Source organism: Bacillus sp. ISL-7, from assembly GCF_018613065.1.
The window spans coordinates 26,776-47,314 of record NZ_JAGGQW010000077.1; the positions used below are offsets into that span (position 1 = coordinate 26,776).

Below are 20,539 nucleotides of genomic sequence, written 5' to 3' on the forward strand. Positions count from 1 at the left end.
ACACTACATTGGTTACTCTAAACTTTTTAAAAAGAAAAGGGGATACGATGGCTAAAGAAATTAATGAACTAGGCTGGAACTTAGATAACAGTTATGCTGGACTGCCAGACTTATTTTTTACTAGGACCGACCCAACGCCTGTTCGTTCACCCAAGTTGATTATTCTTAATAACCGGCTGGCAACCTCCCTTGGCTTGAATATACAAGAGCTCGAGAGCGAAAATGGCGTAGCAGTATTCGCTGGCAACCGGATACCTGAGGGGGCCATGCCGCTTGCCCAAGCATATGCAGGGCATCAATTTGGGCATTTCACGAAATTAGGGGATGGACGGGCCATTTTGCTTGGTGAACAAATCACCCCGAAAGGTGAACGGTATGATATTCAACTTAAGGGTCCAGGTAGAACACCGTACTCCCGCGGAGGCGATGGTCGAGCGGGGCTTGGACCGATGCTGCGTGAATACATCATCAGCGAAGCAATGGATGCGCTTGGGATACCAACCACCCGAAGTCTAGCCGTTGTGACAACCGGGGAGGCAGTATTCCGCGAAACCGCCCTGCCAGGAGCAATTCTGACTCGTGTGGCATCCAGCCATCTGCGCGTTGGTACCTTTCAATACGTTGCAAAATGGGGCACAGTTGAGGAGATCCAGGCACTAGCAGACTATACACTAAAACGCCATTATCCACACGTTGACACTGATGAGAGACGATATCTATCGCTTCTACAGGAAGTGATCAAACGTCAGGCAGCGCTAGTAGCAAAATGGCAGTTGGTTGGCTTTATCCACGGGGTCATGAACACCGACAACATGACCATTAGCGGAGAAACGATTGATTATGGTCCGTGTGCTTTTATGGATACCTATGATCCTGCAACAGTATTTAGTTCTATTGATAGGCAAGGACGTTATGCTTATGGCAATCAGCCGTATATTGCCGGTTGGAATCTCGCTCGATTGGCTGAAACTCTTTTGCCGCTCTTACATGACAATCAAGAACAGGCTGTCCAACTGGCTCAGGATGAGATTTCACATTTTATGGAGTTGTTCCAGGGTAATTGGCTGGCTGGAATGAGAGCCAAACTCGGCATATTTAACGAGGAAGAACAGGATGAATCTCTTGTTGATAATCTTTTAACTATGATGCAGAAGTATAAGGTGGACTATACCAATACTTTCCGAGCATTAACTTTTGATAAGCCAGAGGATACAGACTTAGTGGAGACTTCAGAATTTAAGCAGTGGTATGAGCAATGGCAAGCACGTCTAAATAGACAGCAGGAATCGAAAGACTCCTCACACCAGTTGATGCGTAATAGCAATCCTGCGGTAATCCCTCGTAACCACCGGGTGGAGGCCGCACTAGACGCTGCCGTGAATCAAGAAGACTACAGCGTAATGGAGCGGTTGCTTGATGTACTTTCAAGCCCATATGCGCACTCCCCAGAACAGACGGAATACTGCACGCTTCCTGAGCAATCAACCCAGCCTTACCAAACCTTTTGTGGTACATGATAATCATTAACTAAATCTCTTTTTAGGAAATTAAGGTGTGAGGATGATCGCGTGTTTCTATTAACTGAAAATGCCAAAACAGAACTACAAAATAGGTTGGAACTAGCAGATTCAAAACAATTTATCCGGCTGCAAATGCGTAAAAGTTGTTTTATGAAAGTGAAATTGACCTTGGAAGAAACGATTCAGCCAAATGATGCAGAAATCACTAAGGATGAGTTGCATTTCATTATTGACAATGGTGAGTGCCATTATTTCAATAATAAAACGTTAGATTTTATCCCAGATACAACAGGTTTTAAACAATTTGAGATTATTTAAAAAGGAGTCTGATTTCTATGAAATCAGACTCCTTTTTTTATATTTTCAACGTAAATTAAAAAAACAGCTAAATTATTAAAAATATTGACAGAATAATGAACGAGAGTTACTATTAGATTGTCCTTAATAAATGTGAACGTCGTTCGATAATGTCGAATATAAGGAGGATGGTTGTGTCAGAACGTTTAATTCAGTCAGTTGAAAGAGCCGCTGATATCCTAGAATTATTTTTGGTTACTAAACCAGAACTAAGTATCAAAGAGATTAGTGAGAATTTAAATTTATCAAAAAGTACTGTCCACGGTATTATCAAGACCTTGGAACATAGAGGGTTTCTTCAACAAAATCCTGAGGATTTGAAATATAAGCCAGGGATCAAGCTTTTTGAACTTGGGAATTTTGTCGGAAAAAATTTCGATATTGGGAAAATTGCAAGGCCCATTATTAGAGATTTAGTGGATGGACTAAATGAAACTGTTCACTTAGTTTCGTTACAGCGAGATGAAGTTATTTACATTGAAAAAGTAGAAGGTCAAAGTGCCCTTACTATTTATTCGCATATTGGAAAAAGAGCTCCTTTTCATAGTACGGGTGTGGGAAAGGCAATACTTGCCAACCTTAATGAAAACGATGTTAACAGAATATTATCATCTATCAATTTGGAATCATTTACTAAGCACACGATGACAAATATAGAGGAAATAAAGGAACATTTACATTCCATCCGTGAGCAAGGCTATGCGGTCGATGATGAGGAAATTGAGTTAGGGCTTAAATGTATAGCTGCGCCGATATTTAATCATCAAGGAAATGTAATCGCTTCAATAAGTTGTGCTGCACCTAAAATGAGGCTTGATGAAAATCGGCTGCCTAAGGTGATAGCAGGAATTAAAAGTGCTGCAGCAGAGATTTCAAGTTGTTTAGGCTATAAAGGTAAAAATACCTGATAGAAAGACAAAGAGGGAAATAAACACATTAATTTTTAGGAGGAGAATTATTTTGTCAAAAGTAAAAGTTGCCGTTCTTGGCTCAGGGAACATTGGTACAGATTTAATGATTAAACTTGGACGCTCTGAATATTTAGAGCTAACAGCTGTGATTGGGATTGACCCGCAATCAGACGGATTACGCCGTGCAAGAGAATTAGGTTATGCTGGGGTTGATACGGGAATCGATGGTTTTCTTGCAGACAAAACACTAGAAGCAGACATCGTTTTTGATGCAACTTCAGCCAAAGCTCATCTTTATAATGCAAAAGTGTTAAAAGAAGCAGGAATAAAAGTAATTGATATGACCCCTGCAGCTGTAGGTCCATATGTATGTGCTGCTGTAAATATTAATGAACATTTAGATAAAGATAATATCAATTTAATTACCTGTGGTGGTCAAGCAACCATTCCAATGGTTCATGCAGTTAACCGAGTAGCTCCAGTAGAGTATGCAGAAATCGTTGCAACGATTGCAAGTTTAAGTGCTGGCCCTGGAACACGTGCAAATATCGATGAATTTACGGAGACAACTTCACGTGCAATTGCTGAGGTGGGTGGTGCTAAAAAAGGAAAAGCGATTATGATCCTAAACCCTGCTGAACCGCCAATTATGATGCGTGATACCGTTTATACACTTGTTGAGGATGGGAAAATGGATGAACAAGCGATTAGGAAATCGATTGAGGAAATGACTAAGGTTGTTCAATCCTATGTTCCAGGCTATCGACTCCGCACAGAACCAATTTTTGAAGGAAATAAAGTAACCATCTTCCTTGAAGTAGAAGGTGCTGGTGATTACCTTCCTAAATACGCAGGAAACTTAGATATCATGACATCTGCCGGTGTTAAAATTGCTGAAGCGTTTGCTAAAAAATTATTAACGAAAGAAACAGTTTGAACTGTAGAAAGGGGTAAAAAATAATGACAAATGAAAGAGATATTCTTATCACAGAGGTAGCATTACGCGATGGTAGCCATGCGATCAATCATCAATTTACAGTTGAACAAGTACTTAAGGTTGCAAAGGCATTAAATGACGCAAATGTTCCTTATATCGAAGTATCCCATGGAGACGGTTTAGCAGGATCTTCTTTACAATATGGACTTTCCCGTACAAATGAAATGGAATTAATCGAAGCAGCCGTTTCTGTTGCCGACAAATCCAAAATTGCTGTGTTACTTTTACCAGGAATCGGTACTTTACATGAATTAAAAGAAGCAGCTAATTTAGGAGCAAAAATGGCTCGTATTGCAACACATGTAACAGAAGCAGACGTGGCGCCACAACACATTGCCTACGCAAAAGAATTAGGGATGGAAACAGTTGGATTCTTAATGATGAACCATATGGCACCTGTTGCTAAATTAGTAGAACAGGCTAAATTAATGGAAAGCTATGGAGCAGATTCAGTATACGTTGTTGACTCTGCAGGTTACTTACTTCCAGACCAAGTTCGCGAACGTATTCGTGCTCTTAAACAATCCATTGGCGTTAATGTTGGTTTCCATGGTCATAACAATTTATCTTTAGCGATGGCCAATACACTTGCTGCAATCGAAGAAGGTGCCACTCGTATTGATGGCAGTGTTCGTTGCCTTGGTGCTGGTGCCGGTAATACACAAACAGAAGTACTTGTAGCAGTTTGCGAACGGATGGGTATTAAAACAGGGGTAGATTTATATAAAATGATGGACTTAGCTGAGGACATTGTGGCACCACTTTTACAAGTACCACAAGAAATCACAAAAGACAGCCTAACACTCGGATATGCTGGTGTATATTCTAGCTTTGCTCTTCATGCAAAACGTGCAGCTGCAAAATTTGGTGTGGATTCACGTGATATTTTAATTGAACTAGGAAATCGTAAAGTAGTTGGCGGTCAAGAGGATATGATTGTTGAAGTGGCTGCAGAGATTGCTAAAAACAAGTCAAAGATAGTCTTGGCCTAATAGTTATAACCCATTACAAATAGATTTATAGAATATTAAAAAATAATAGAGTTGATGGAAGAGGGGACTAAACTGTTCCCACCTCCATCGACTAGCCTAAATCGGAATGATTTAATTTATTTTCTATTAAAATGCTTATGTAACCGTTTTTACCTTTAAGAAGAGATAGATAACCGTCTAAACTTCATCTTAGCTGGAATTTACATCATAGGATTAGAGGAGAAATTTTATGGAATTAGTTATAATATTATTAGCACTCGGAATGTTAATGTTTATTGCATACCGAGGATTTTCAGTTATCATGTTTGCACCGTTATGTGCATTATTCGCTGTCTTTTTAACGGACCCTGATTGGGTTCTTCCGTTTTTCTCCAATGTATTTATGGGGAAAATGGTTGAATATATTAAACTATACTTCCCAATTTTCCTATTAGGAGCTATTTTCGGTAAAGTGGTAGAAATGTCAGGATTAGCACGTTCAATTGCATCTACGCTTATTCAGTTAGTAGGACGTAAACGTGCAATGTTAGTTATCGTTTTATTGTGTGCGATTCTAACATACAGTGGAATAAGTTTAGTCGTTGTTGCTTTTGCTGTTTATCCATTTGCAGCACATTTATTCAGACAGTCAGATATTCCGAAACGATTGATTCCAGGGACGATTGCACTTGGTTCATTTACCTTTACGATGGACGCACTTCCTGGTTCACCTCAGGTGCAAAACGTTATCCCAACTACATTTTTCAAAACAGATCTTTATGCCGCGCCTACTCTTGGAATAATTGGGGCAATTTTTATCTTCATACTTGGGATGCTCTATTTAAATTCACGTCGTAAAAAGGCAGAAAAAGCGGGCGAAGGCTATTATAGTTTCGGCACAATCAAAGAAAAACAGATCGATATTGATTTAGACCAAAATGAAAGTATAGCCCGTAAAATCTTGGCATTTGTTCCAGTAGTCCTTGTCGGTGTTTTAAATAAAGTGTTAACCACTTGGATTCCAAAATGGTATCCTAATGGCTTTGATTTTTCTAAGATTGGCTTAAATTTTCCAAATGTTGAAACTTCCCAGGTTGTCGGTATTTGGTCAGTTGAAATTGCTCTTATTGTCGGTATTCTTACAACCATTTTATACAATCGTAAACCCGTTGTTATGAACTTCAAGGATGGCATGAATCTTGGTATTGCTGGTGCATTATTAGCCATCATGAACTCTGCAACTGAATATGGTTTTGGAGCAGTAATTTCTAACCTTCCTGGTTTTACGATGGCGAGAGATGGAATTGCTAAATTATTTACGAATCCTCTATTAAATGGAGCAGTTACAACCAATGTTCTATCTGCTATTTCTGGTTCCGCATCGGCTGGTATCGCCATTTCACTTGGGATTATGGCAGATAAATATATTGAATTAGCAACTCAATTCGGTATCCCGCTTGAAGTAATGCACCGCGTAATTTCCATGGCTTCAGGGGGTATGGATACACTTCCACATAACGGAGCAGTCATTACGTTGCTTGCGATCACAGGCTTAACACATAAGCAGTCCTACCGTGACATTTTCGCTGTTACCATTATTAAAACAATCGCTGCTTTCTTTATCATTGGCGTTTATTTAGTAACAGGTCTTGTTTAAGACTACAATTATTGAATACAGATGGTAATCCTTCTTGTAGTTGGACTAGCCATTTAGAATATGTATGAAAGCAATAACCCGATTGCAATTGGAGCAATCGGGTTATTGTTAAGTCACCTCAAATAAAGAAACTCGTAATCTCTTCATAAAATCCCACATGATATGATTGTTGTAAGTCTAATGTTCCCGTTCTTTCAACTTACTATGCAATTGATTCAATCGCACCATTAATTGTTTATATTCCTCGAGTTCAATATTACAGGATTGTATTTCTTCACCAACTGTTTTTGTAATGGCTTGTTTTTCTTCCAGTGCTTTCTTTTGTAAATGGATATAGACTTTTCTCTCATCTGCCTTTGAACGTTCTTTTCTAAGCCAACCATTTGCTTCCATTCTTGTCAGCATGGGAGTCAATGTTCCAGTACCTAAACTTAATTTTTCTCCTATCTCCTTAACCGTTATACCATCTTTTTCCCATAATGCTAATAGAACTAAGTATTGAGGATAGGTTATTCCATAAGGTTGAAGTGCACTTGAATATAACTTATTGAATTCACTTGCTGTTTCATAAATGGCAAAGCATAGTTGGTTTTTTAATAACATGAAGTCTTCCAAGATGATCACCTTACTTTAAAATAATTATGAAAATAATCTTTTTATATCCTTCTCAATTCTGCTTGGTTCAGTCGTGGGGGCATACCGTTCGATCACCTGACCCTTTGAGTCGACTAGAAATTTTGTGAAATTCCATTTTATATTTTTTGTAAGAGCACCTGGTTTCTGGTTCTTTAAATAAGTAAATAGGGGATCAGTATTATTGCCATTTACATCAATTTTAGCGAATATTGGAAAGGTTACCCCGTAGTTTAATTGGCAGAACTGTGTTGTCTCTTCAATATTAGCAAATTCTTGATTATTGAATTGATCACAAGGGAAACCTAAAATCTCTAAACCATTCTCATTAAACTTTTCATATAATTCTTGAAGTCCTTTGAATTGAGGTGTTAACCCACATTTACTTGCAGTATTCACAATAAGTAAAGGCTTGCCTTCATAATCCATTAATGATTTTTCCTCACCATTAGTCATCTTTACACTAAAATCATAAATCGTTGTCAATTGAGTCTCCCCCTTGGTTTTTACTATGGAATTTTTTAGATTAAATCGTTTGCGATTTAATCTTACACGATTTAATTAAATGTGGCAAGTCTGAATATGTTAACTAGGCTGGATATCTGGAACGGAAAAGAGAAAGATAAAGATAAAAAGGAGGGTTTTCCAATGGGGATAAATTTGTTTAATGGTAAAAATGGAGAAGAAAAGGAAATACTTAAAGACGTTCTTGAGGATTCAATCGAAACGGAAGAAAATTTAATGCGGACATATCTAATAACGGCAGAGCGAATTCATGATGATGATGAACTAAAGGAACGCCTTGAAAACTTTGCCGAAGGAAATGCGAAACGAACCAAACAACTGATTGATGAACTCAATGAAATCAAGGAATAGTAAAATTTAGTGCTCATCTGTGAATAGACCAAGATGAGCATTTCTTTTTTACTTGCATACGTTTCTATTGTTGTTCTGATTACCGCAATTATCCAAACATAAACCTTTTCTTTATAAACCAAAATAATATGGTTCACTTATACATTCCAAAGGAGTTGGTCGTGTTGAAATGGCACAAAACGATACTTTCAATGATTCAACAGCGTCAAGATAAAAAGGTTGCGTTAGCTGTAGACACTTCCACGAATGAAGCCCCAAGCATATTAATCAATAACATAGTAAAACTGTTTGAACAATTAAAGCCAGATACCATTTTGGTGCAAGCAGATTTTAAAATTAGAAGTACATCACCTGTCAAAAGTGATACAATTAAATACTATACACATGGGAAATCTTCGTATACCTTGGTGCTTGAGTGGGCTAAAGAAGAAAATATCGATACACTATTTTATATTACCGATGTAACCGGCTTTATTTCAGAAGACATAGAAAATGTTAGTTATGAAATGATTTGGCTTGTACCTGGAGCTATTTTGCCAAGGGTTCCTTTTGGCAAAGCAATTAAAGTAGCCTGAAAAGAATCCCTCACAAAAAGTGGGGGATGAACTCTTTCGGATAGGAGTTATGAGTTTTCAATGAAAGAATATTATTATGATAAATTAATGGGGATAAAAACGGGAGGGGACCAAGAGGGATTTAATAAGTCCTTTCACTACCATCGTTATGAGCCAACGCCATATAGCGCCCTCGAAGAATTATTTAACAACTATAAATTAACTAGCCATGATCGAATAGTTGACTTTGGGTGTGGCAAAGGGAGATTAAACTTTTTTATTCATTATCTATTTAATGCAATGGTTGTTGGCGTTGAAATGAATGAGGATTTCTATCAGGAAGCAATTGAAAATCGAACTAGTTATTTAAAGAAAACCGACACGAGAAATAGCAATATTGATTTTTATTGCGGTTTGGCGGAAGAATACCAAATAGACCCTTATGACAATCGATTTTACTTTTTTAATCCGTTTTCAATCCAAATTTTTATGAAAACCATTAATAATATATTGCTATCGGTGGAAAAATCCGAGCGTAATATTGAATTGATTTTATATTACCCATCAGAAGATTATATATATTATTTAGAAAACGATACCTCTTTTGAATTGAAAAAAGAAATCACTTTGCCTTACTTCTATGAACATAATTCTAATGAGAGATTTTTAATTTATCAATTAATCGTATAGCTTTTGCATTAATTTGTTTATCTCATCGTTTAATTCAGCTGTGTTTTTAGTATCAAGCAATTGTTCAGAAATGACGATATAACTGCTGTTGCTTCCTTTCAAATAACTATAGATAATCTGTGCGGCATCAATTTCATCTCTGCTGACTTTTTTTGTTGAATTAACTTCTGTAGTTTTAAAGATGCTTAATATATTGGACGTGATTGTTTTCCTCGTAGCCTCAATCTCAGACCATGAATATTTTTCACTGGAGAGTATTTTGTTCTTCTTAATTAGGAATAGTTTAAAAGTACTGTAATTTAAGGATTCAACGACTGCGAGATTTTTATTACTTTCCGTAAATTCAATCACTTTTTCTTTATTTAGAAGGGAGTGGATGGCATCCAACGTGTCTCTATACTTTGCGGCCACTTCAAAATCAAATTCTTCAGAAGCCTCTATCATTCTTCGCTCCATAACTTCAAGCAGGCTCATATCGGTGCCATGCAGTAAGCCGATAATCTTAGTTATGTTTTCATTATATCGCTCAAGTGCATCTCCTCCTAAACACATACCAAGGCATAAACCTAAGGAATAATTTAAACAGGGAGTGTTCTTGTTTGAAGGGCTGCTACAGCAGATCTTATAGAATTCCTTGATACCTTGGAGCGCTTTTTCGACAGTTTGCTTGCTTGTATACGGACCAAAATAAAGACTGTTAGGGTTATCAGGACTGCTACAAGTGTTGACTCTGTGAAAGCCGGCATCCATTTCAATCCTAATATAGATATAGGATTGAGGATTTTTCATCATTCTATTAAAAAGGGGCTTGATTTCACTGATTAATTTACATTCCAACATAAACGCTTCAAATTCTGTGTCAGTAAGGATATAGTCAAAATCCTTTAGGCTTGCTTTTAGCTTTATTATCTTTTTAGGATGGGCCTTTGAATTTTGGAAGTATGACCGCACACGATTTTTAAGGTTTTTTGCTTTTCCTACATATATAATTTGTGCTCTGGAGTCCTTCATAAGATACACTCCAGGGGAAGAGGGAAGGTTTTTTACCTTTTCTTTAAGATCCATATGAATACCTCCATTCACACTATATTTTATCACAAATAAAAAAGGTGCCCAGCCTTCACCATCAGTGGATGAGAAGACTAGGCACCTTTTTTTATAATTACCGAATACCTTTCATGTAGCCCTGAATTTTCGGAGCTAACATTAATAGAATAATACCTAGTACGATAGATGCTCCACCAATCACACCAAAATAGGTCATTTCAGTTTCAGGTGTGTAGAATTTAACAACTTGTGCATTTAGTGCTTGTGCAGCAGCACTTGCTAAGAACCATAAGCTCATCGTTTGCGCTGAGAAGGCTGCAGGAGCTAATTTAGTAGTCGCTGACAAACCAACAGGTGACATGCATAATTCTCCAAATACAACAATTAAATAACTAAGAACAAGCCACATTGGACTCACCAATGAATCCGTACCGCCAAAATAAGCAGGTATAAGAATAACTAGGAATGACAAACCAGCAAATAATAATGATAATGAGAACTTTTGAGGTACTGATGGCTGACGCTTTCCTAATTTAACCCACAACCAAGCAAATACAGGCGCAAATATAATAATAAATAACGGGTTTAAAGATTGAAACCACGCTGGCTTAATTTCAATTCCAGCAAAATGTAATTGTGTACGAGTATCAGCAAAACTTGCAAGGATGGTTGAACCTTGCTCTTGAATTGCCCAGAACATAACCGCTGCAATAAATAACGGGATATAAGCAATAATCCTTGAACGTTCTACTGCTGTTGTTTTTGGACTACGGTACATCACAACGAAATAAATCGTCGGAATTAAAATACCAAGAAAAGTAACAATATTAATAAAGCTAGCAAAAGTTAAAAGTCCTTTTGGTATTAATACTGCACATAAAACAACAAGAATAATTACAGCTAATCCAATAAAAGTGAAGACTTTTTTCTTTTCTGCAGGTGACATTGGATTGGCAATCATCGTTCCTGCAAGACCTAGATTTTTTTTCTTTGTAAGACTGAACACAATTAATCCTAAGAACATACCTACAGCGGCAATTCCAAACCCTAAGTGGAAGTTACCAACCGATCCAACGATTAACGGGGATAAGAATGCTCCCAAGTTAATACTCATATAGTAAATAGTGAAACCTGCATCACGACGTTCGTCCTTTTCGCTGTACAATTCACCTACTGCGGAAGAAACATTTGGTTTAAGCATTCCAGTACCTAGAACAATCAATACCATGGAAACAAAGAACATAGAAACACTGCCAGGAATAGCTAGAGCTATATGTCCAAACATAATCAAGATTCCACCGTAAAACACGGCTTTTGAAGAACCGAAGACCCGGTCAGCCAGCCAGCCGCCAATTATTCCAGACATATAAACAAGTGATCCATAGATGGACATGATAGAAAGTGCGAGATTTTTATCAATGCCCAATCCGCCTTTAGAAACTTCATAATACATATAGAAAACGAGGATGGCTCTCATTCCATAGTAAGAAAAGCGCTCCCAAAATTCAGTAAAGAAAAGAGTAGATAGGCCTTTAGGATGTCCGAAAAATCCAGTTTGAGGTACACTATCCACAATTTTCTGTCTATTTATGTTTGACATGTTACAACCTCCCTTTTATTATATTATAATACTTTCTGTTGTTTTGAATTGTCAAAAACTTTTTTTCTGGAAATAAGTTATGAAAGGTTATAAACATTGATAATACTGAATTTCAGTTTAATAAAGGGAAAAAAGAAAGTTTTTTTAAAATAGTAAATGATTTCAGATAAGAGGGACTTTTCACTCTAATAGACCTTAATTGGTGCCTGACACCACAGATGGACATTTGTCCATCTGTGGTGTCAGGCACCTTTTTTCCTAAAAATAGGCATAATAGTGATTGACATTGACGTTGCGTAAAGGTGTATCGTTAGTTTATAAGGGGGTGAACGAATGGAGTATACAGTGCAGAAGCTTGGAGGTCTAGCTGGTGTTAGTACTAGAACACTTAGGTATTATGATGAAATTGGAATCCTTAAGCCAGCTAGAATTAATTCCTCAGGATACAGAATTTATGGTCAAGCGGAGGTGGACCGTCTTCAACAAATCTTATTTTACAGGGAATTAGGGATCAGTTTAGAAAGTATAAAAGAAATTGTAACAGCTCCAAACTTTGATGGCGCTGCAGCACTTAAAGAACATCGTGAAAAACTCCTTGAGAAAAAGGAACAGTTAGAATTATTAATTGCGAATGTAGATAAAACGATCGCAGTAACAGAAGGGAGAATGAAAATGTCAAATAAAGAAAAGTTCGAGGGTTTTAAGAAAAAAATGATTGACGAAAATGAGAAAAAATACGGGAAAGAAATTCGAGAAAAGTATGGAGATGAAACCGTCAAAAAGTCAAATGCCAAACTTCAGAATATGACACAAGAACAACATGATGAGGTAACAGCACTAGCTGAAAAATTGACACAAACGTTAGCTGAAGCTTTTAAAACCGGGGATCCAGCCGGAGAAAAGGCACAAACAGCCGCTGACCTCCATAAGCAATGGTTATGCTACTATTGGAATGAATATAGTAAGGAAGCCCATGCAGGTCTGGCACAAATGTATGTGGATGATGAAAGATTTACCGCCTATTATGATAAACAACAGCCAGGGACCGCTGAATTTTTAAGGGATGCCATTCACATTTATACGGGTATGAAAAAATAACTTTTTACAATAGATGAGATTCCCTGTAAGACAGCGATAGTCTACAGGGTTTTTTTATTACCTTTTATATTTTTTATTATTTTAATATCTAAAGGAAAAATTTAGTGTATAACACAAAAAAGCGCCTTAGTGCATTACCGCGGCTATGTGCTACTGGGATATTTTGAACTTTTTTCACGTAATTGACAAAAATGGATAGTACCACTAAAGTAATATATGTCATAATTATTTTAAAATTTATTATATTATTATATTTCTGATTAGAATGAATACATAAAAAAACAATGTACAGGTAGGTGTAAATGTGGAAAAGGATCCTATTCTTCGAATAAAAGACTTAAAGGTGTCTTTTCAATCAGGGAAAAAACTAGTGCCGGCAGTTGATGGCATCAGTTTCGAATTAAAGGATGGAGAAATTCTAGGGATTGTAGGTGAATCGGGGAGTGGTAAAAGTGTCACTTCTTTAGCGACCATGGGTTTGATTCCTTCTCCACCAGGAAAAATCGAGAATGGTCAAATCATTTTTGAAGGAAAAGACCTGAAAAATATCTCCGAAAAAGAGTGGAGAAAAATCCGCGGCAATCAGATTTCAATGATATTCCAAGAGCCTATGACCTCATTGAATCCGTTGTTTACAATTGGTAATCAGTTAATGGAAGCCATCCGACTGCATACAGACCTTTCAAAGCGAGAAGCAAATGTACGCAGTATCGAATTATTAAAACTTGTTGGTATTCCAAGAGCAGAAGGAATTCTTAAAGAGCATCCACATCAACTATCGGGCGGTATGCGGCAACGGGTAATGATTGCGATGGCCATGGCCTGCAATCCTAGAGTGCTGATTGCGGATGAGCCAACAACCGCACTTGACGTAACAATTCAAGCACAAATCCTTGCCTTAATGAAGGACTTAAATAAAAAGACAAATACATCGATCATTCTCATTACCCATGATTTAGGTGTCGTTGCAGAAATTTGTGAACGCGTAATTGTCATGTATTCTGGGCAAATCGTGGAGCAGGGTGATGTTAGAACGATACTCAAAAATCCTCAGCATCCTTATACAAAGGGCCTTTTAAAATCCGTCCCTGATTTAAGAGGGAAAAAGGAACGGCTTTATAGTATTCCCGGCACTGTCCCTACACCAGGATCAATCCAAAAGGGCTGCCGGTTCGCGGCTAGATGTTCAGAGGCATTTGGTCAATGCCAGGAAGAAACACCAGTTTTGTATAAAACGGAAAAAGACGGACATGAAGTGCGCTGTTTCCTACAAACATTGATGAAGGGGAGTGACAACCATGTCAGAGTTACTTCTTGAAGTAAATGGATTAAAAAAGTACTTTCCGATTACAGGGGGCCTTTTTGGGAGCAAACAAGGAGAAGTCAAAGCGGTTGATGATGTATCCTTTTACGTTAGAAAAGGAGAAACATTGGGCATCGTTGGTGAAAGCGGTTGCGGTAAATCGACCACGGGCCGTCTGCTCATGCGTTTGATTGAAGCAAGTGAGGGTAGGATTATTTTTGAAGATCAAGAGATTACTAGTATGTCAAAATCTGAATTAAGAAAAACTCGACGAGATATCCAAATGGTATTCCAAGACCCTTATGCATCGCTTAATCCAAGACATTCGATCGAACAGATTCTTGAAGAGCCGCTCATTGTTCATGGAATAGGGACAAAAGAGGAACGTAAAAGGCAAGTGAGAGATATGCTTGAGGTAGTTGGCTTAAGCAGTTACCACGCTAAAAGGTATCCGCACCAATTTAGCGGCGGTCAGCGTCAAAGAATTGGAATTGCAAAAGCGTTAATGACCAAACCAAAACTAATTATCGCCGATGAGCCTGTTTCAGCACTGGACGTATCCATTCAGGCTCAGGTTCTTAACCTGATGAAGGACATACAAAGGGAATTTCAGCTTACTTACATATTTATTGCTCATGATTTAGGAGTTGTACGCCATATTAGTGATCGTGTTGGCGTGATGTATTTAGGAAGATTAATAGAGTTAGCTGAAAGTGAAGATCTATATGAAAATCCGAAGCATCCATATACAAAAGCGCTCCTATCAGCTGTGCCAATACCGGATCCAGATATAAAGAGGGAGACCATTTTAATAGAAGGAGAACTTCCAAGTCCTGCGAATCCTCCCTCAGGTTGTGCCTTCCATACACGATGCTCACAGGTGATGGATATTTGTAAAAAGACTAGACCTGCGGAACAAAATCTAAACGGTCATTTTGTCGCATGTCACTTATATAACAAGTGATTTGCTGCATTTATGATAAAAAACAAAAATATAAGGGGGCAACAAAACTTATGAAGAAGAGGTCTTTTAAACTGCTGTTAATCTCTCTATTAGCCATCAGTATGTTTCTAGTTGGCTGTAGCAGCAAAACCAATGAAGAAGCAGGAGGCAAGAAAGATCCTGCCACTGGAAGTGGATCGAAAAAAGATACACTAGTTTATGGTCGTGGTGGAGATTCTACATCTCTAGATCCAATCACCACAACTGAAGGTGAAGCATTCAAAGTAACAGAAAACATTTATGAAACATTGATTCAATATGGTGATCAAGATACTACTATTAATCCAGGACTTGCTGAATCGTGGAAAGTGACACCAGATGGCTTAACTTACACATTCAAGCTTCGTCAAGGAGTTAAATTCCATGACGGTACTGATTTTAATGCAGACGCGGTTGTTTTTAACTTCGATCGCTGGATGAATGGTAATGCTGACAGCTTCCCATATTACACCATGTTTGGTGGATTTAAAGGGGAAAAAGGACACATAATTAAAGAAGTTAAAGCTGTTGATGCAAATACAGTACAATTTGTATTATTTAGACCACAGGCACCGTTCCTTAAGAACCTAGCCATGTCTCCGTTTGGAATTGCAAGCCCTGCGGCTGTTAAAAAATACGGTGATAAGTTTAGACAAAATCCAGTTGGAACAGGTCCATTTAAATTCGTTGAGTGGAAAGAAAACGATACAATTACGCTTGAGAAGAACCCTGACTACTGGCAAAAAGGCTTGCCCAAGTTAAACAAAGTTATTTTCCGCGTGATTCCTGAAAATACTGCACGTTTGAACGCTCTAGCAAATGGCGAGATTGATGTGATGGATGGACTAAACAATTCAGATGAGGCGACTGTTAAAGCAAATGCCAATCTCCAAGTGATTGAACGTCCATCAATGAACGTGGGTTATATTGGTTTAACAACCACTCGTAAACCATTTGATAATAAACTCGTTCGTCAAGCGATTAACTATGCTGTTGATAAAAAATCAATCATCGATGCGTTTTATGGTGGGAAAGCCCTTGCAGCGGTCAATCCAATGCCTCCTTCCATCGAAGGCTATAATAAGGCAGTTGAGCCATATCCATATGATTTAGAGAAAGCAAAGCAATTGTTGAAAGAAGCTGGATACGAAAAAGGATTTGAAATTGACCTATGGGCAATGCCTGTTGCTCGCCCTTATATGCCAGAAGCACAAAAAGTTGCTGAAGTTATTCAAGAGAGCTTAAGCAAAATCAATGTCAAAGCCAAAATCCAATCTGTGGACTGGGCTACTTACTTAGATAAAGCAGCAAAAGGTGAATTTGATATGTTCATGCTTGGCTGGACAGGCGACAACGGTGACCCTGATAACTTCTTATACACATTGCTTGATAAAGACAGTATTGGAAGTAATAACTATTCCCAGTACAGCAATGACAAATTACATGACGTCTTAATTAAGGCACAAACAGAAATTGATCAAGCAAAGCGTAATGCACTTTATGAGGAAGCACAAGTAATCATTCATGATGATGCCCCTTGGGTACCACTGGTACACTCTACACCGTTGTTAGCAGCAGGAAAAGATGTCGCAAATTACTTACCGCACCCAACTGGATCAGAAGCACTAACAAAAGTTGAATTTAAATAACAGACAAGTTTAACAGACCGAATTAATAATGGCTGAAAGGGGAGGGAGCTTAGCCTCCCCTTTTGTTAACTAAACACATTCAGTTTTTTTGTAAAAAAATTGTTTAGCTAAAGCATCTAACCAGGCGCTTACGCTTTTCAGTGAGGTGAAAAATTTGTTTACTTATACAGTCCGCCGTGTGTTTTCTTTAATCCCTGTTTTAATTGGGATGACTCTCGTGGTTTTTGCCATCATCCATGCTATTCCAGGAAATCCCGCTCAGGTAATTCTTGGGCAAAGAGCGACTGCAGAATCAATTGCCACGTTAACAAAGGAATTAGGGTTGGATAGACCTTGGTACATACAATACGCCGATTATATTAATGCTTTACTTCATGGGGATTTAGGAGTCTCACTCAGGACAAGGGGTCCAATTAACGAAGAAATATGGTCCTACTTAGCAGCAACCGCCGAACTAACAGTAGTGGCAATGTTAATTGCCATCATAGTGGGGGTAAATGCAGGAATTGTCAGTGCTTGGTTCTCCAAATCATGGTTTGATTATGTTGCGATGGTTCTTGCATTGATTGGGGTGTCATTGCCGATTTTTTGGCTTGGTTTAATGGAGCAATGGGTATTTTCAATTGAATTAGGCTGGCTTCCAACGACAGGAAGAGAGAATGTTAGAGATCCCGTTGCAGCAATTACTAATTTTTATTTAATAGATACCCTCTTACAAGGAAGATTTGATCAATTTATAACGGTCATAAAGCATTTGGTGTTACCTAGCATTGCACTCGCAACGATTCCAATGGCGATTATTGCTCGAATGACCCGCGCAACCATGCTGGAAGTGATGAAGTCAGATTATGTCCGTACCGCAAGAGCAAAGGGACTGAGCATGTTCTGGGTCGTTTATAAACATTCCTTAAAAAATGCCGTTATCCCGGTTCTAACTATCATCGGGTTGCAAACCGGTCTTTTACTTGGAGGAGCTATATTAACGGAAACAATCTTTGGCTGGCCAGGAATCGGGAGATATCTATATGATGCGATCGGCTATCGAGATTATCCGGTTATCCAGTCAGGGATATTAATTATTGCGGCAATTTTTGTACTCATTAATTTAATTGTGGATCTATTATATGTTTTGGTTGATCCACGAATAAAATATACCAAGTAGAGGAGGGGGATCTTAAAGTGGCGGAATTAGCAAAAAAACCGGCAAATATGGCAACGGTAATTGTTGAAGAAAAGCTGACACCTCCCTGGAAGGAAGCATGGATTTCATTTTATAAAAACCGATTAGCAGTAGTTGGTTTAGGAATTGTGGTCTTTTTTATTATCATTGCTATATTCGCTCCTATTATTGCTCCATATAGCTTTAAAGATCAAGTGTTGGCAGATCGAATGCTCTCACCTTCCAGTGAGCATTGGTTTGGGACAGACGACTTTGGCCGAGATATTTTTTCTCGTATTGTTTATGGTGCAAGAATATCATTGTGGGTTGGCTTTTTCTCAGTTTTAGGCTCAGTTGTGGCAGGGACATTACTAGGAATTGTAGCTGGATATTACGGCCGCTGGGTAGATGCGATTATCTCGCGTATTTTTGATATTATGCTAGCTTTTCCAAGTATTTTATTGGCGATTGCGGTTGTTTCTATTTTGGGGCCATCCCTGCAAAATGCTTTGATTGCGATCGCGGTTATTAATATACCGAACTTTGGACGATTGGTTCGCTCCAAAGTATTAAGTGTTAAACAGGAAGAATATATTATGGCTGCCCGTGCCGTCGGAATGAAAGATTCACGTATCCTTCTCCGTCATATTTTACCTAATAGTATATCACCAGTAATCGTTCAAGCTACATTAGCGATTGCCACAGCAATTATTGAGGCAGCAGCTCTTGGTTTCCTTGGAATGGGTGCACAAGCACCGACACCAGAGTGGGGAAAAATGCTTGCCGATTCAAAAAATTATATCACTCAGGCACCATGGACGTTATTCTTCCCTGGGGTCGCTATAATGCTGACTGTGCTCGGATTTAACTTAATGGGGGACGGGCTAAGGGACATCCTAGATCCGAAAATGAAACAATAGACGTAGAGACTCCTGTGTGGGTCTCTTTCTTTTGGTGTCATGCACCATTAACTTGATTAATTAATAATTGTCTAAAATCTCAAAATAGCATTATAATTATGCTTAATAATTTGTTTTACCAATTGGGGGTTTGGCGTAAATGTTGAATAGAAATAATAGTATTGTTTTTATTGGGTTTATGGGTGTTGGAAAAACTACGATCGGCAAGATGGTTGCTAATAAACTAAATCGTGATTTTATTGATATTGATGAACAAATTGAAAAAGAATACAACATGCCAGTGTCCCAAATTTTTTCTGAATTTGGTGAGAAAGTTTTTAGAGAAAGAGAAAAAAGTTTAATTGCAAGTCTAGCGTCCCAGCAACAAAAGGTTATTTCTGTCGGCGGCGGTGCCTTCCTGCAAGAAGAAATTAGAAAGACCTGTTTAGAATCTTGTATTGTTATTCTGCTAGATTTATCATTGGAGGGCTGGAAAGATAGATTAGGTCTGATTATAGACAGCCGACCTGTTTTAAAAGGAAAGTCAATTGAGGAAATGGAAGATCTTTTTTACAAAAGACAAGATATTTATGTTAACCATCATTTGAAGATTTCAACTGATAGCAAGGATGCAAAAGAAATTGCTAACCAAATTATTGACGAATTAAATTCAATCTAGGGAAAAATAGGTATCAAAACTTATGTGGAATGGGACAAGGAGTGGGAACAAATGACTAAAACAGTAACGGTTAGAGGTCTCGTCATTGGGGAAGGAATGCCAAAAATTTGTGTCCCGTTGGTGGGAGAAACACTTGTACAATTAAAGGAAGAAGCCGAATTTCTAAAAACAATTGACTTAGATGTAGTAGAGTGGCGGGTAGACTTTTTTGACCAAGTAGAAGATTTTGAGCAGGTGAAAAAGGCTCTTGCTGAAATTCGCACGTTCCTGCCTGCTACACCACTTATCTTTACCTTTCGAAGTAATAAAGAAGGCGGCAATAAGGAAATAACCACTTCTTTTTATTTTGAATTAAACAAGACGGTTGCAGAAACAGGTCTGGTGGATTTCATTGATGTTGAGTTATTTAATGATGAAAATGAAGTCAAAACAATAATTGAAAAGGCACATGCAAAAAATGTTTTTGTTATTGTCTCTAACCATGATTTTCATAAGACGCCAACAAAAGAGGAAATTATCTCGCGGTTACGGAAAGCACAAGAGTTTGGGGGAGATATACCAAAAATTGCTGTAATGCCAAATAGTACAGCTGATGTGCTAACCCTCTTAGATGCAACAAATACAATGAACGAACAGTTTGCGGATAGGCCGTTCATTACCATGTCTATGGCAGGTAAAGGGGTCATAAGTCGATTGGCTGGAGAAGTATTTGGGTCTGCTGTTACTTTTGGGGCAGCAAAAAAAGCATCAGCACCCGGACAGGTAAATGTGAAGGAGTTGCGAGGTGTATTAAACCTGTTACATGAAAGTCTATAAAAAAACCGAAAAGCACTCAGAGGAGTGTTCAGATTGTCGAGAATGGGTATTTTTCTCGGCAATTTTTTATTCTCAGCATTTAATTATTCATTGTACCTGCTAATGGGCCTGTTGATTTCCGCGGAAGGCACGCAGACTCCT

General features: G+C 38.1%; 21 protein-coding genes. 17 read left to right on the forward strand and 4 right to left on the reverse strand.

Features of this window, described 5'->3' with window-relative positions; translation table 11 throughout:
- Positions 1–47 precede the first annotated feature (47 nt).
- The 6 genes from J7E66_RS27580 (at position 48) to J7E66_RS27605 (ending at position 6,413) form a co-directional block, all read left to right on the forward strand.
- The gene (locus J7E66_RS27580) at positions 48–1,517 is read left to right on the forward strand and encodes a protein adenylyltransferase SelO (protein WP_215006174.1); all 1,470 of its coding nucleotides are present in this window, start codon (positions 48–50) and stop codon (positions 1,515–1,517) included.
- A 51-nt stretch (positions 1,518–1,568) separates the two neighbouring features.
- Complete coding sequence (locus J7E66_RS27585; RefSeq protein WP_088085824.1) at positions 1,569–1,838, forward strand: iron-sulfur cluster biosynthesis family protein; 270 nt, start codon at positions 1,569–1,571, stop codon at positions 1,836–1,838.
- Positions 1,839–2,011: 173 nt separating this feature from the next.
- Positions 2,012–2,785, forward strand: coding sequence for an IclR family transcriptional regulator (locus J7E66_RS27590; protein ID WP_215006114.1), 774 nt, complete (start codon positions 2,012–2,014; stop codon positions 2,783–2,785).
- Between the two features lie 52 nt (positions 2,786–2,837).
- Positions 2,838–3,725: an acetaldehyde dehydrogenase (acetylating) gene (locus tag J7E66_RS27595; protein ID WP_215006117.1), complete on the forward strand. Its 888-nt coding sequence runs from the start codon at positions 2,838–2,840 to the stop codon at positions 3,723–3,725.
- 23 nt (positions 3,726–3,748) lie between these two features.
- On the forward strand, positions 3,749–4,777 hold the full coding sequence (gene dmpG, locus J7E66_RS27600; RefSeq protein WP_215006120.1) for a 4-hydroxy-2-oxovalerate aldolase: 1,029 nt from the start codon (positions 3,749–3,751) through the stop codon (positions 4,775–4,777).
- Positions 4,778–5,006: 229 nt separating this feature from the next.
- Entirely contained in the window at positions 5,007–6,413 is a 1,407-nt protein-coding gene (locus J7E66_RS27605; protein ID WP_215006123.1) for a GntP family permease, read from the forward strand.
- 177 nt (positions 6,414–6,590) lie between these two features.
- Here J7E66_RS27605 and J7E66_RS27610 read toward each other — a convergent pair whose 3' ends face one another.
- Positions 6,591–7,016: a MarR family winged helix-turn-helix transcriptional regulator gene (locus J7E66_RS27610; protein ID WP_251026733.1), complete on the reverse strand. Its 426-nt coding sequence runs from the start codon at positions 7,014–7,016 to the stop codon at positions 6,591–6,593.
- 36 nt (positions 7,017–7,052) lie between these two features.
- Positions 7,053–7,532 (reverse strand): glutathione peroxidase, encoded by a 480-nt coding sequence (locus J7E66_RS27615; RefSeq protein ID WP_215006126.1) that lies wholly within the window; start codon positions 7,530–7,532, stop codon positions 7,053–7,055.
- A 162-nt stretch (positions 7,533–7,694) separates the two neighbouring features.
- Here J7E66_RS27615 and J7E66_RS27620 point away from each other — a divergent pair, with 162 nt between their 5' ends.
- From J7E66_RS27620 to J7E66_RS27630, 3 genes are all read left to right on the forward strand, one after another.
- The gene (locus tag J7E66_RS27620; protein ID WP_215006130.1) at positions 7,695–7,922 is read left to right on the forward strand and encodes a hypothetical protein; all 228 of its coding nucleotides are present in this window, start codon (positions 7,695–7,697) and stop codon (positions 7,920–7,922) included.
- A 191-nt stretch (positions 7,923–8,113) separates the two neighbouring features.
- Complete coding sequence (locus J7E66_RS27625) at positions 8,114–8,497, forward strand: vWA domain-containing protein (RefSeq protein ID WP_374102998.1); 384 nt, start codon at positions 8,114–8,116, stop codon at positions 8,495–8,497.
- A gap of 60 nt (positions 8,498–8,557) precedes the next feature.
- Positions 8,558–9,166, forward strand: a complete 609-nt coding sequence (locus tag J7E66_RS27630) for a methyltransferase (RefSeq protein ID WP_215006133.1) — start codon at positions 8,558–8,560, stop codon at positions 9,164–9,166.
- On the opposite strand, the gene J7E66_RS27635 is transcribed toward J7E66_RS27630, so the two are convergent.
- Positions 9,155–10,231 carry a GIY-YIG nuclease family protein gene (locus J7E66_RS27635; RefSeq protein WP_215006136.1) on the reverse strand — a complete coding sequence of 359 codons (1,077 nt, stop codon included), beginning with the start codon at positions 10,229–10,231 and terminating at the stop codon, positions 9,155–9,157. The genes J7E66_RS27630 and J7E66_RS27635 overlap by 12 nt on opposite strands.
- Before the next feature lie 97 nt (positions 10,232–10,328).
- Entirely contained in the window at positions 10,329–11,813 is a 1,485-nt protein-coding gene (locus J7E66_RS27640; protein WP_215006139.1) for a peptide MFS transporter, read from the reverse strand.
- A gap of 333 nt (positions 11,814–12,146) precedes the next feature.
- On the opposite strand from J7E66_RS27640, the gene J7E66_RS27645 reads away from it, so the two are divergent.
- From J7E66_RS27645 to aroD, 8 genes are all read left to right on the forward strand, one after another.
- Positions 12,147–12,911 (forward strand): MerR family transcriptional regulator, encoded by a 765-nt coding sequence (locus J7E66_RS27645; protein ID WP_215006142.1) that lies wholly within the window; start codon positions 12,147–12,149, stop codon positions 12,909–12,911.
- A gap of 304 nt (positions 12,912–13,215) precedes the next feature.
- A complete protein-coding gene (locus tag J7E66_RS27650) occupies positions 13,216–14,229 on the forward strand; it encodes an ABC transporter ATP-binding protein (protein ID WP_215006145.1) in 1,014 nt (337 codons plus the stop codon).
- Positions 14,210–15,178 (forward strand): ABC transporter ATP-binding protein, encoded by a 969-nt coding sequence (locus J7E66_RS27655; RefSeq protein ID WP_215006148.1) that lies wholly within the window; start codon positions 14,210–14,212, stop codon positions 15,176–15,178. Before J7E66_RS27650 ends, J7E66_RS27655 begins: the two co-directional genes overlap by 20 nt.
- A 50-nt stretch (positions 15,179–15,228) precedes the next feature.
- A complete protein-coding gene (locus J7E66_RS27660; RefSeq protein WP_215006151.1) occupies positions 15,229–16,845 on the forward strand; it encodes an ABC transporter substrate-binding protein in 1,617 nt (538 codons plus the stop codon).
- 154 nt (positions 16,846–16,999) lie between these two features.
- Positions 17,000–18,007, forward strand: coding sequence for an ABC transporter permease (locus J7E66_RS27665; protein WP_215006155.1), 1,008 nt, complete (start codon positions 17,000–17,002; stop codon positions 18,005–18,007).
- Positions 18,008–18,024: 17 nt separating this feature from the next.
- Positions 18,025–18,924: an ABC transporter permease gene (locus tag J7E66_RS27670; protein WP_308162605.1), complete on the forward strand. Its 900-nt coding sequence runs from the start codon at positions 18,025–18,027 to the stop codon at positions 18,922–18,924.
- A gap of 139 nt (positions 18,925–19,063) precedes the next feature.
- Positions 19,064–19,582: a shikimate kinase gene (locus tag J7E66_RS27675; protein WP_215006158.1), complete on the forward strand. Its 519-nt coding sequence runs from the start codon at positions 19,064–19,066 to the stop codon at positions 19,580–19,582.
- Between the two features lie 51 nt (positions 19,583–19,633).
- Positions 19,634–20,398 (forward strand): type I 3-dehydroquinate dehydratase, encoded by a 765-nt coding sequence (gene aroD / locus J7E66_RS27680; protein ID WP_215006162.1) that lies wholly within the window; start codon positions 19,634–19,636, stop codon positions 20,396–20,398.
- Positions 20,399–20,539: the final 141 nt, after the last annotated feature.

What these genes read in the sequence shown, in the direction of transcription:
- J7E66_RS27580 (WP_215006174.1), top strand. Translation starts at nt 48, where the DNA reads ATGGCTAAAGAAATTAATGAACTAGGCTGGAACTTAGATAACAGTTAT.
- dmpG (WP_215006120.1), top strand. Translation starts at nt 3,749, where the DNA reads ATGACAAATGAAAGAGATATTCTTATCACAGAGGTAGCATTACGCGAT.
- J7E66_RS27605 (WP_215006123.1), top strand. Translation starts at nt 5,007, where the DNA reads ATGGAATTAGTTATAATATTATTAGCACTCGGAATGTTAATGTTTATT.
- J7E66_RS27610 (WP_251026733.1), bottom strand. Translation starts at nt 7,016, where the DNA reads ATGTTATTAAAAAACCAACTATGCTTTGCCATTTATGAAACAGCAAGT.
- J7E66_RS27620 (WP_215006130.1), top strand. Translation starts at nt 7,695, where the DNA reads ATGGGGATAAATTTGTTTAATGGTAAAAATGGAGAAGAAAAGGAAATA.
- J7E66_RS27625 (WP_374102998.1), top strand. Translation starts at nt 8,114, where the DNA reads ATGATTCAACAGCGTCAAGATAAAAAGGTTGCGTTAGCTGTAGACACT.
- J7E66_RS27630 (WP_215006133.1), top strand. Translation starts at nt 8,558, where the DNA reads ATGAAAGAATATTATTATGATAAATTAATGGGGATAAAAACGGGAGGG.
- J7E66_RS27635 (WP_215006136.1), bottom strand. Translation starts at nt 10,231, where the DNA reads ATGGATCTTAAAGAAAAGGTAAAAAACCTTCCCTCTTCCCCTGGAGTG.
- J7E66_RS27640 (WP_215006139.1), bottom strand. Translation starts at nt 11,813, where the DNA reads ATGTCAAACATAAATAGACAGAAAATTGTGGATAGTGTACCTCAAACT.
- J7E66_RS27645 (WP_215006142.1), top strand. Translation starts at nt 12,147, where the DNA reads ATGGAGTATACAGTGCAGAAGCTTGGAGGTCTAGCTGGTGTTAGTACT.
- J7E66_RS27655 (WP_215006148.1), top strand. Translation starts at nt 14,210, where the DNA reads ATGTCAGAGTTACTTCTTGAAGTAAATGGATTAAAAAAGTACTTTCCG.
- J7E66_RS27660 (WP_215006151.1), top strand. Translation starts at nt 15,229, where the DNA reads ATGAAGAAGAGGTCTTTTAAACTGCTGTTAATCTCTCTATTAGCCATC.
- J7E66_RS27675 (WP_215006158.1), top strand. Translation starts at nt 19,064, where the DNA reads ATGTTGAATAGAAATAATAGTATTGTTTTTATTGGGTTTATGGGTGTT.
- aroD (WP_215006162.1), top strand. Translation starts at nt 19,634, where the DNA reads ATGACTAAAACAGTAACGGTTAGAGGTCTCGTCATTGGGGAAGGAATG.